This is a genomic window from Parafrankia sp. BMG5.11 (assembly GCF_004337455.1).
In genome coordinates this window covers 42,821-53,227 of sequence record NZ_SJXI01000012.1, presented here as the reverse complement: position 1 = coordinate 53,227, position 10,407 = coordinate 42,821, and the positions used below count along the sequence as shown (strand labels likewise).

At 73.3% G+C, this 10,407-nt stretch carries 10 protein-coding genes; 8 read left to right on the top strand and 2 right to left on the bottom strand.

Going from position 1 to position 10,407, the window contains the following annotated elements; translation table 11 throughout:
* Positions 1-442, bottom strand: a 442-nt coding sequence (locus E0504_RS06965; RefSeq protein WP_131622495.1) for an SDR family NAD(P)-dependent oxidoreductase, incomplete at its 3' end; no start/stop codon positions are given.
* Between the two features lie 111 nt (positions 443-553).
* Here E0504_RS06965 and E0504_RS06960 point away from each other — a divergent pair.
* The 8 genes from E0504_RS06960 to E0504_RS06925 are packed head-to-tail and all read left to right on the top strand — an operon-like array spanning position 554 to position 9,510.
* The gene (locus tag E0504_RS06960) at positions 554-1,669 is read left to right on the top strand and encodes an acyl-CoA dehydrogenase family protein (protein ID WP_112106153.1); all 1,116 of its coding nucleotides are present in this window, start codon (positions 554-556) and stop codon (positions 1,667-1,669) included.
* Positions 1,670-1,671: 2 nt separating this feature from the next.
* Positions 1,672-2,943, top strand: a complete 1,272-nt coding sequence (locus tag E0504_RS06955; RefSeq protein ID WP_131622493.1) for an acyl-CoA dehydrogenase family protein — start codon at positions 1,672-1,674, stop codon at positions 2,941-2,943.
* 20 nt (positions 2,944-2,963) lie between these two features.
* Entirely contained in the window at positions 2,964-4,148 is a 1,185-nt protein-coding gene (locus E0504_RS06950) for an acyl-CoA dehydrogenase family protein (RefSeq protein ID WP_112106155.1), read from the top strand.
* 50 nt (positions 4,149-4,198) lie between these two features.
* A complete protein-coding gene (locus tag E0504_RS06945; RefSeq protein ID WP_112106189.1) occupies positions 4,199-5,197 on the top strand; it encodes an LLM class flavin-dependent oxidoreductase in 999 nt (332 codons plus the stop codon).
* A complete protein-coding gene (locus E0504_RS06940; RefSeq protein ID WP_131622491.1) occupies positions 5,194-6,009 on the top strand; it encodes a sugar phosphate isomerase/epimerase in 816 nt (271 codons plus the stop codon). Before E0504_RS06945 ends, E0504_RS06940 begins: the two co-directional genes overlap by 4 nt.
* 60 nt (positions 6,010-6,069) lie before the next feature.
* A complete protein-coding gene (locus tag E0504_RS06935; protein WP_112106157.1) occupies positions 6,070-7,236 on the top strand; it encodes a thiolase family protein in 1,167 nt (388 codons plus the stop codon).
* Entirely contained in the window at positions 7,233-8,333 is a 1,101-nt protein-coding gene (locus E0504_RS06930; RefSeq protein WP_112106158.1) for an LLM class F420-dependent oxidoreductase, read from the top strand. Before E0504_RS06935 ends, E0504_RS06930 begins: the two co-directional genes overlap by 4 nt.
* A gap of 19 nt (positions 8,334-8,352) precedes the next feature.
* Positions 8,353-9,510: an acyl-CoA dehydrogenase family protein gene (locus E0504_RS06925; RefSeq protein WP_243657451.1), complete on the top strand. Its 1,158-nt coding sequence runs from the start codon at positions 8,353-8,355 to the stop codon at positions 9,508-9,510.
* Here the strand turns inward: E0504_RS06925 and E0504_RS06920 are convergent.
* Positions 9,496-10,401, bottom strand: coding sequence for an IclR family transcriptional regulator (locus E0504_RS06920; RefSeq protein WP_112106159.1), 906 nt, complete (start codon positions 10,399-10,401; stop codon positions 9,496-9,498). The two genes, E0504_RS06925 and E0504_RS06920, sit on opposite strands and share 15 nt — an antisense overlap.
* Between the last annotated feature and the right edge of the window lie 6 nt (positions 10,402-10,407).

The following is a 10,407-nucleotide window of genomic DNA, read 5'->3' as shown; positions in this document are numbered from 1 at the left end:
AGGCGGTGTTGATGATGACGCCCCGCTCGCCGTGCTCGAGCGGCTCCGAGCGGGCGATCGCCGCCGCCGCCAGCCGGTCGATGTTGTAGGTGGCCGCCAGGAAGATGTCGAGCACGCGGGTGAACGACCCCTGTGGCGCCGGGGCGTTCGACCGGTCGAGGGTGCGCTGGCCGCCCGGCCCGCCGTGGGCGACCACGGCGATGCGCAGCGGGCCGAGCCCGGTGGTCTGGTCGAGGGCCGCCTGCACGGAGGCCTCGTCGGTCACGTCGGTGCGCGCGAAGGCGGCGCCCTCACCGAGCTCCTCGACGACCGCCCGGCCCCTGTCCTCGTCGAGGTCGGCGACGAGGACCTTCGCGCCCGCCGCGTGCAGCCGCCGTGACGTGGCGGCCCCGAAACCGCCTCCGCCGCCGGCCACGAAAGCCACTGCGCCCTTGATCTCCATCGCCGTACCGCCCTCTTCCGTTGTCCGTCGAGCCCCGCGATCGAAGCTTACAGTTGAACAATTAAACTGAAATAGTTATATTGCGCCAGAGGGTAGAGGGGAGGGCGGCTCATGAGGCTCAGCTTCACCGCCGAGCACGAGCAGTTGCGGCGGGCCGTGCGCGATTTCCTGGCGGAGCGGTCGCCGGCAGCCGCGGTCCGGCGCCTGATGGACTCGACCGCCAACCGCGACGAAGACGTCTGGACCCGGCTGTCCGAGGAGCTCGGCCTGGTGGGCCTCGGCCTGCCCGAGCAGTACGGCGGCTCCGGCTTCGGCGAGATCGAGGTCGGCATCGTGCTGGAGGAGATGGGCCGGGCGCTGCTCGTGGCCCCCTACCTGAGCACCGCCGTGCTGGCGGGTCAGACCCTGGCGACGTCCGAGGACCAGGAGGCGCAGCAGCGGTGGCTGCCCGGGATCGCGGCCGGCTCGCTGACCGCGACGCTGGCGGTCGCCGACGAGTCGGGTTCGTGGGAGCTGGCCGACCCGGCGGCGAGCGCCGAGCCGCGCGGCGGGCAGTGGCTGGTCTCCGGCCCGAAGTACTACGTCCTCGACGGCCACAGCGCCGACCTGCTCCTGGTCGTGGCGCGGGCCGCGGACGGGACAGGGGTGTTCGCGGTCGAGGGGGCGGGCCCCGGGGTCGTGCGCGCCCGGCTCGACAGCCTCGACCCCACCCGGGACCTCGCCTCGGTCCTCCTGCGGGAGGCGCCCGCGGTCCGGGTCGGCGCGGGCCGGGACACGACGGCGTGGCTGGGCGAGGTCCACGACCGGGCACTCGCGGCCCTGGCGTCGGAACAGATCGGCGGCGCGGCGCGCTGCCTCGAGCTCGCCGTCGACTACGCGAAGGTACGGGAGCAGTTCGGCCGGCCGATCGGCTCGTTCCAGGCGATCAAGCACAAGTGCGCCGCCCTGCTCGTCGAGGTCGAGAGCGCCCGCTCGGCGGTCTACCACGCCAACGCCGCACTGGCCGCCGACGACCCGGAGGAGACGGTCGCCGCGGCGGTCGCGTCGGCGTACGCGTCGCGGGCGTTCACCCTCGCCGCCAAGGAGTGCATCCAGATCCACGGCGGCATCGGGTTCACCTGGGAGCACGACGCGCACCTCTTCCTGCGGCGGGCGAAGTCCTCCGAACTGTTCTTCGGGGCACCGCGCGCCCAGCGCAGCCGGCTCGCGGACCTGGTCGGGATCTGACGATGACCATGACGCCAGGAGGCTCCGACCGATCCGCCGCCGAGACCACCAGCGAAACGACCGGCGAGACGACCACCGACACCACCACCGAGACCAGCACCGAGACCGTCACCGGACCGGACAGCGACGAGGAGTTCCGCACCCGACTGCGGGACTTCCTGGTGACCCGGCATCCGGGGCGCCCGCCGAAGAAGCCGGACGAGCGGATCGCCTGGACGAAGGCCTGGCTCGCGACCCTGTTCGACCACGGCTACGCCGGCCCCGGCTGGCCGCGTGAGTTCGGCGGGATGGATCTGCCGTTCGGGCGGCAGGTGATCTACCAGGAGGAGCTGGCCCGCGCGCGGGTGCCCGGCCCGCTCGGCACCGGCCTCGGCATCGCCGCCCCGACGATCATCCGGTACGGCACGCGGGAGCAGAAGGAACGCTGGCTCGCGCCGATGCTGCGCGGTGACCGGATCTGGGTGCAGGGGTACTCCGAACCCGGCGCCGGCTCGGACCTCCCGAGCCTGCGCACCACCGCCCGCCGGCAGGGCGACGAGTACGTCGTCAACGGCCAGAAGGTCTGGACGTCGCACGCGACGAGCGCCGACATCATCTTCACGCTGGTCCGGACCGGCACGCAGCAGAGCCGCCAGCGCGGCATCAGCTATCTGATCGTGGACGCGCACGGGCCCGGCGTGGAGGTGCGGCCGCTGCGCGACCTGACCGGCGGGTACCTGTTCGCCGAGGTGTTCTTCGACGACGTCCGGGTGCCGGTCGCCGACCGGATCGGCGCCGAGAACGAGGGCTGGGCGCTCGCCCGGACGAGCCTCGGGCATGAACGGGCCGCCGGGGCGATGAACCAGGCCGCGCTCTACCGGCGGGTGCTCACCGAGCTCGAGCAGCTCGCGCGGGAGCGGGGCCTGCTGGGGGACGCGGTCGTCCGGGACCGGTTCGCGGACCTGGAGATCCGGGTGCGGGTCATGCGTTACAACGCCCAGCGGGTCATCTCCGACATCCTGGCCAAGGGCGAGCCGGGCCCGACGTCGTCGGTGTCCCGGCTGCTGATCACGGAGTTCGAGCAGGAGATCCACGAGCTCGCGGTCGACCTGCTCGGGCCCGCCGGCCTGTTGCTCAAGACCGAGGCCGGGTCGGTGCAGGGTGGGCGCTGGCTGCACGGATTCCTGCGGACCAGGGCGTCGACGATCGGTGCCGGCACCCGCGAGATCCAGCTCAACACGCTCGCCGAGCAGGTGCTCGGACTTCCGCACGACCCGGCGATGCCGCCGCGCTGACCGACGTTTGAGGAGACTCCATGCGTTTGGAGACCAGTCCGGACCTGGTGGAGTTCCGGGCCGAGGTTCGCGCGTTCATCGCCGAACACGGCCCGGGACCGCGCGGGCGCACGGGGGTCCGCGCACCCGAGCCGGAGGAGATGCCCGGCCTGCGGGCCTGGATCGGAAAGCTTTACGCCGCCGGCTACCTCGGCCAGGCCTGGCCCGTCGAGTACGGCGGCCGGCCGGGCGCCCGCCCGGAGCACGGGTTCATCGTCGCGGAGGAGCTCGCGCGGGCCCGCACCTGGGGCGAGGTCGGCGCCGCGGCGCTCGCGGCCGGAGCGCTGATCGGGTTCGGCAGCGAGGAGCAGAAGCGGCGCTTCCTGCCGCGGATCCGGACCGCCGAGGACCTGTGGTGCCAGCTGTTCAGCGAGCCGGGCGCGGGCAGTGACCTGGCCGCCCTGTCCACCCGGGCGCGCCTGGACGGCGACCACTACGTCGTCGACGGGCAGAAGGTGTGGACGACGAACGGCCACCACGCCGACCTGGGCTACCTGCTGGCGCGCACGAGCACGGACGGCCCCAGGCAGGCCGGCATCACGGCGTTCGCGATGGACATGCGCAGCCCGGGCGTCGACATCCGCCCGCTGCGCGAGATCACCGGCACCAACGACTTCAACGAGGTGTTCCTCGACGGCGTGCGGATCCCGGTCGAGCGGGTGATCGGCCGGGTCGACGACGGCTGGCGGGTCGCCAACCTGAGTCTCGGCCATGAACGCAGCGGTGTGGGCGCCCGGGGGGTCGAGCTGTTCGGCCAGCTCGACGACCTGTTCGCGCTCGCTGGGCAGGCCACCGTCGGCGGCGGGCCCGCCCTGGCGGACGGCGCTACCCGCCAGCGGCTCGGCCGGCTCGCGACCCGCGTCCACGTGGCCGACAAGATGAGCAAGGCGGTGCAGTCGCGCATGGTCAACCGCACCGAGGACCCCGCGGACGCGCCGCTGGCCAAGGTGTTCTACAGCGAGGTCAACCTGGAGGCGGCCGAGACCGGCGTCGCCCTGCAGGGCATCGGCGGCATCGGCGTGGACGAGGACGCCCCCTGGGCGGACGGCTGGTGGCAGGACGCCTTCCTCTACGCCCGCGCCTACACGATCGCGGGCGGCGCGAACGAGGTGCTGAAGACGATCGTCGCCGAGCGGGCGCTGGGACTGCCGAGGGACAAGCGTTGACCACGAGCGAGATCGGTGCCGCGGTCGAACCGGCGGGCCGGCGCTACGGCATGCCGTGGCGCGGGGCGGACGCCGCGCGGGCGGCCGAGCAGGCCGGCATGACGGCGTTCTGCAGCGGCGAGTTCGTGGACCACGAGGCCTACGCGACGCTGACCGAGATGGTGCTCGGCACCGAGCAGGCGCTGGTCGGCCCGGCCATCGCGTACGCGTTCGCGCGCACGCCGTACGCCCACGCGGCGGGGATCCGCAGCGCGTGGGCGCATGCCGCCGGGCGGGTGTTCCTCGGCCTCGGCTCGGGGGCCTACCGCATCAACCGGGACTGGTTCGGCGTGGAGGCCGACCGCCCGGTGGCGCGGATGGCGGACCTGGTCGGGGCGATCCGGGCGTGGCTGCACGCCGAGAACGGCCAGCCGGTGACCTACGACGGCGAGTTCTACCGGGTCAACGCGTCGGTCGGCGCCCCCGTCCTCGGCCGGATCGACGCCCCGATCCTGCTCGCCGGGTTCAACCGGCTGATGGCGGCGACCGCCGCGCGGGTGGCCGACGGGGTCGTCGGGCACGGGCTGTTCACCCGTACCTGGTGGGACGACGTGGTGCGGCCGGCGATGGCGCGGGGCGCGGCCGACGCCGCGCGGGACACTCCGGCGCTCGAGCACGGCTGGGTGATCACCGCGATCGACGACGACGACCCCGGGCGCGCGGTCACCGACGCCCGGCGGATGATCGCGTTCTATCTCACCGTCAAGACCTACGACCCGTACGTCGCCCATCACGGCTGGACCCGGCAGGTCGAGGCGATCCGCGAGGCCTTCGCGCGCCGTGACAGCGACGCCATGGGTGCGGCGGTCACGGACGACATGGTCGAGCAGATCGCGATCTGCGGGACGACGTCCGACGGTCGCGCGGCACTCGCCCGTCGCGGTGACTCGCTGCCGCGCGACGTCGCCTACCTCGCGCCACCGTCGTACCTGGTCAGCGGCCGTCGCGGCCGGCGCTACGCGCTCGCGAGCCTCGGCCTGCTCGACGGTTCCTCCCCGGCACAGCGGTGAGTGCGCACCCGCGGGTGTCGGTCAGCGGCCTGTGCTTCCCGGAGTTGTCCGCACTCGACACCCTGGAGGCCGTCGCGGCGCTCGGGGTCACGAACGCCTCGCTGACCGGGGCGAAGGTGCGCGCCGCCGGCGCCGAGGCCGTCGCCGCGGCGAGCCGTCGGCACGGCGTGCGCGTGGTGACCACGACGGCGGCGCTGGGCCTTGATCTGCGGCCCGGCGCCGGCGCCGTCGCGGCGCAGCTGCGCGAGGCGCGGGTGGACGTCGACAACGCCGCCGCCGTCGGGGCGGGCACGGTGTACGGGCTCACCGGCCCCCGTCCGGGCGCGGACTGGGACGCGGGGGCCGCGGCCTACGCGGACGCCGTCACCGAGCTCGTCGACCACGCCGCCGGGCGCGGGGTGACCCTCGCGGTCGAGCCGGCGAACTGGCTCTACGCCGACCTCACCTTCGTCCACTCGTTCCACGACGCGCTGCGGCTCGCCCGCCGGGCCGGGCTGGGCGTGTGCCTCGACCTGTTCCACGTCTGGACCGAAGGCGGACTGCGGGCGGAGATCGCTGCCAACGCCGACGCTGTCGTGCACGTGCAGCTCAGCGACATGGTCCTCGGCGACCGGACGCTGCCGTGCCGGGCCGTGCCCGGCGACGGCGACGTACCCCTGGCGAGCATCGTGGGCTGGCTGCTCGAGGCCGGCTACCAGGGCGTCTTCGACTGCGAGCTGAGCGGGCCGCGGATCGACGCGCTCGGGACCCGGACGGCGGCGGCCCGCTCGGCAGCCTGGCTGACGGGCCTGCTCGCAGACCTCGGCGCCTGACAGGCCCAGCGTCCGAATCAGATCGTCAGAGGATCAGAGGATCAGAGGAGAGGTACAGCCATGGCCCAGGCCGTGATCGTCAGTGCGGTGCGCACGCCCATCGCGACGTCGTTCAAGGGGACGCTGCGGGACACCTCGGCCGAGGAGCTGGCCACGGCGGTCGTCCGGGCCGCGGTGGACCGTTCGGGGCTGGCGCCCGAGGACGTCGACGACGTCATTCTCGCCGAGGAGCTGGCCGGCGGCGGCGACATCGCCAGGTACGCCGCCTTCGCGGCCGGGCTGACGGCGGCGCCGGGCCAGGCCGTCAACCGCCACTGCGCGGCGAGCCTCGCGGCGGTGGGCAACGCGGCGGCGACGATCCGGGCCGGGATGGACCGCGCGGTCGTCGCCGGCGGCACCCACTCCTCGTCGATGAACCCGAAACTGTCGTGGCGGGTGCCCGGATCGGACGAGCCGCGCGCCGGGTTCAACCCCACGTTCCCCTACTACGAGGGCGCCACCGACGACGTGACCCTCGCCGTCGGCTGGAACACCGCGCTGGAGGTGGGCATCACCCGCGCGGAGATGGACGCCTGGGCCAAGCGGTCCCACGACCGGGCGATCGCCGCGATCGACGCCGGCGTCTTCGATGACGAGATCGTCCCGATCGACGTCGTCGCGGCGGGGGAGAAGATCCGCTTTGCTGTCGACGAGCACCCGCGGCGGGGCTCGACGCTGGAGAAGCTGGCCACGCTGAAGCCGCTGCACCCCGAGATCGAGGGCTTCGGCATCACCGCGGGGAACGCGAGCGGTGTGAACGACGCCGCCGCGGCCCTGATGCTGGTCACCGACGACCTCGCCCGGGAGCGGGGCCTCACCCCGCTGGCCCGGGTGCGGGCCTGGGCGGCACTCGGCGTAGCCCCGCACCGCACCGGGATGGGCGGGGTGGAGGTCATCCCGCGGGTGCTGGAGCGGGCCGGGATCGGGGTGGCCGACGTCGACGCCTGGGAGATCAACGAGGCCTTCGCGCCGGTCCCGATCGCCGCCTGCCGCCTCCTGGGGATCCCGGACGACCTGGTCAACCAGTACGGCAGCGGCTGCAGTCTCGGGCATCCGGTGGCGGCCTCCGGAGCGCGGATGCTGACCACCCTGACCCACCACCTGCGCCGGCGCGGCGGCGGGATCGCCGTGGCGGCGATGTGCGCCGCGGGCGGCCAGGGCGGCGCAGTGGTCATCGAGGCGCTGTGAGGGTCGGGATGCCGCTGAAGTACTCCGGCGGCTTCACCGAGACCGTCGCGGACCTTCGCGACTTCGAGGCGGCCGGGCTCGACCTGGTCATGCTCCCGGAGGCCTACAGCTTCGACTCGGTGAGCCAGCTGGGCTACCTGGCGGCCCGGACCTCGACGGTGCTGCTGGCCACGAGCATCCTGAACATCTACTCGCGCACCCCGGCGCTGCTGGCCATGACGGCGGCCGGGCTGGACTACGTGTCCGACGGCCGCTTCGTGCTCGGTCTGGGCGCGTCGGGTCCGCAGGTGATCGAGGGGTTCCACGGCGTGCGCTACGACGCCCCGCTCGGGCGCACCCGCGAGGTCGTCGAGATCTGCCGGGCGGTCTGGCGGCGCGAGCCGCTCAGCTACGACGGCCGCCACTACCACCTGCCACTGGATGCCGCGCACGGCGGCAGCGGCCTGGGGAAGCCGCTGAAGCTGATCAACCACCCGGTCCGGTCCGTGGTGCCGATCGTGCTCGCCGCGCTGGGACCCGGGAACGTCGAGCTGGCCGCCGAGATCGGCGACGGGTGGGAGCCGATCTTCTACCTCCCCGAGGCCGCGCCGGCCGCCTTCGGCGCGTCGCTGGCGGCCGGTCGGGCCCGGCGGGCGAGCACGTTGGGGCCGCTCGACGTCGTGGTGCCCACCCAGCTGCTGATCAGCGAGGACGCCGAGGAGATCGAGGCCGCCGTCCAGGCCGTGCGTGAGCACCTCGCGCTCTACGTCGGCGGCATGGGCGCCCGGGGCCGGAACTTCTACAACGAGCTCGCCGGCCGCTACGGGTTCGCGGCGGCGGCCGCCGAGGTGCAGGACCACTACCTCGCCGGGCGCAAGGCGCAGGCCGCGGCGGCGGTGCCGGAGCGGTTGGTGCGCGGTGTCTCGCTGATCGGACCGCCCGGGTATGTGCGGGAGCGGGTCGCGGCGTTCGCCGAGAGCGGGGTGACGACGCTGAACGGGCTGCCGCTGGCGGGCACCCACCGCGGGCGGCTCGCCGACGTCGAGCGGCTCAAGGAGTACGCGTCGTCGACGCTTCCCGGAACTTATCGTGATAGGTATAATGAGCTAACTAATTAATGGCTATTGCGTGGGGTGAATGATGTCGACGGTTCTCCTCGGTGACGAGGAACGCGCCTTGCGCGACTCGGTCCGGTCGTTCCTCGACAAGGTGGTCGCGCCGGAGGTCGGGGATCACGAGCGGGCGCGCACGTTCCCGTGGGAGCTACTGCCGCAGCTCTACGACTTCGGCTACGTCCGCGGCGGGGTGCCCGAGGCGCTCGGCGGCGACGAGCTGCCGATGATGATGCAGGCGATCCTCATGGAGGAGGCCGGCCGCTGCTGGGGTTCACTGCGCACGACCGTGAACGTCCAGGGCATGGTGGCCCGGACGCTGGCCGCCGCGGCCAGCGAGGACCAGCGGGCGCGGTTCCTGCAGCCGCTGCTGGCCGGGAGCCGCTTCGGCTGGTTCGGGCTCACCGAGCCCGGCGCCGGGTCCGACGCCGGGGCGCTGCGCACGACCGCGCGCGCCAGCGGCGACGGCTACCTGGTGAACGGCAGCAAGCTCTACATCACCAACGCGCTGGGCTGCGACTTCGGCATCCTGTTCGCCCGGGTGGTCGATCACGACGGGACCGATCACGGGGTGACCGCGCTGCTGGTCGACGCCGCTGAGTCCGAGTTCGGCGTGCACGACATCCCGCACATGCCGCTTCGCTCGACGACCAGCTGCGAGCTGTCCTTTCACGACACCTACGTTCCCGCGGCCAACGTGCTCGGCACGCTGGGCGGCGGGTTGTCGCTGGGCATGAAGGCGGTGAACGCGGGGCGGCTGAACATGGCGATGGGCGCGGTCGGCCTGTCGCAGGCGTGCCTCGAGGCGTCGATCGCGTTCTGCCGGCAGCGGGAGCAGTTCGGCAAGCCCATCGCCGCCTTCCAACTGGTCCAGCAGATGGTGGTGGAGATCGCCACGCTCACCGAGACCTCACGGCTGTTGGGGTACAACGCCGCGCGGGCCATCGACGCGGGCGAGCCGGGTCGTTACGAGTGCTCAATGGCGAAGTACTACTGCGGGGAGTCGGCGGGCCGGGCGGCCACGCTGGCCCTTCAGGTGCACGGCGGCGCCGGGCTGATGGAGGAGTCGCCGGTGGAGCGCTACTTCCGCGACGCGCGCGAGGCGACGATCCCGGAGGGCACCAGCCAGATCCAGATCCTGCACCTGGGCAAGGCGCTGCTCGGCCACTCAGCTCTGCGGTGAGCGGACCTCGTCGAGGTCGTGGACCTCGTCGGCCGGGTCGAGCGGGTCCCGCTGATCGGGCCGGTCGGTCTGATCGACCGGGCCGGTGGTGGCGGTGACCGCCGCGAAGGGGCGGCCGATCCGGTCGCAGGCCAGCCGCAGTCGGGCGCCGATGTCCGCGGTCAGCTCGTCGGTGAAGCGGCTGGTGAAGCCGACGGCCGCCGCTACCAGCGACACCGAGCCGTCGGTGTCGAACACGGGTGCCGCCACCGTGCTCACGCCGAGCGCGAAGCCCTGATGATCGACCGCCCAGCCGCGCTCGCGGACGACGTCGAGCTCGCGGGCGAACTCGGCCAGGTCGGTGGTGCTGCGTTCGGTGAACCGGACCAGCCCGCCGGCCAGCGCCTCGGCCGCGGCCGCCGGCGGGTCGAACGCGAGGAACGCGCGCCCGAACGAGCCGCCCTGGATCGGCAGCCGCGCGCCCGGCTCGACGGTGATGTGTACGCCGTGATCGCGTTCGAACCGGTCGATGATGGACACCTCGCCGGTGCCGATCCGGCGGTAGAGCACGACCGTGGCCTCGAACTGGGCGACCAGCCCGGCCAGGTCACGCCGGGCCACCGCGACCAGGTCGAACTGGCGGCTGGCGGCGTTGCCGAGCTCCACGAGCGCCGGGCCGAGGGAGTAGGTGCGGGCGCGCTGGTCGTAGCGGACCGCGTCGAGCTCGACGAGCGAACGCAGGATGTAGAAGGCCGTGCTCTTGTTGAGTCGGGTGGCCGCCACGATCTCGGTCAGTGGCGCCGGCCCGGACCGGGTCAGCGAGAGCAGCACGCCGAAGGCCCGCTCGATCGCCGGCACCCGGGAGGCGGGGGCGTGGAGTTCGTGGCCGGTCCGGCTGTCTCGGTGCGGCATACGTCC

What these genes read in the sequence shown, in the direction of transcription:
- E0504_RS06920 (WP_112106159.1), bottom strand. Translation starts at nt 10,401, where the DNA reads ATGCCGCACCGAGACAGCCGGACCGGCCACGAACTCCACGCCCCCGCC.
- E0504_RS06925 (WP_243657451.1), top strand. Translation starts at nt 8,353, where the DNA reads ATGATGTCGACGGTTCTCCTCGGTGACGAGGAACGCGCCTTGCGCGAC.
- E0504_RS06960 (WP_112106153.1), top strand. Translation starts at nt 554, where the DNA reads ATGAGGCTCAGCTTCACCGCCGAGCACGAGCAGTTGCGGCGGGCCGTG.
- E0504_RS06935 (WP_112106157.1), top strand. Translation starts at nt 6,070, where the DNA reads ATGGCCCAGGCCGTGATCGTCAGTGCGGTGCGCACGCCCATCGCGACG.
- E0504_RS06950 (WP_112106155.1), top strand. Translation starts at nt 2,964, where the DNA reads ATGCGTTTGGAGACCAGTCCGGACCTGGTGGAGTTCCGGGCCGAGGTT.
- E0504_RS06945 (WP_112106189.1), top strand. Translation starts at nt 4,199, where the DNA reads ATGCCGTGGCGCGGGGCGGACGCCGCGCGGGCGGCCGAGCAGGCCGGC.
- E0504_RS06955 (WP_131622493.1), top strand. Translation starts at nt 1,672, where the DNA reads ATGACCATGACGCCAGGAGGCTCCGACCGATCCGCCGCCGAGACCACC.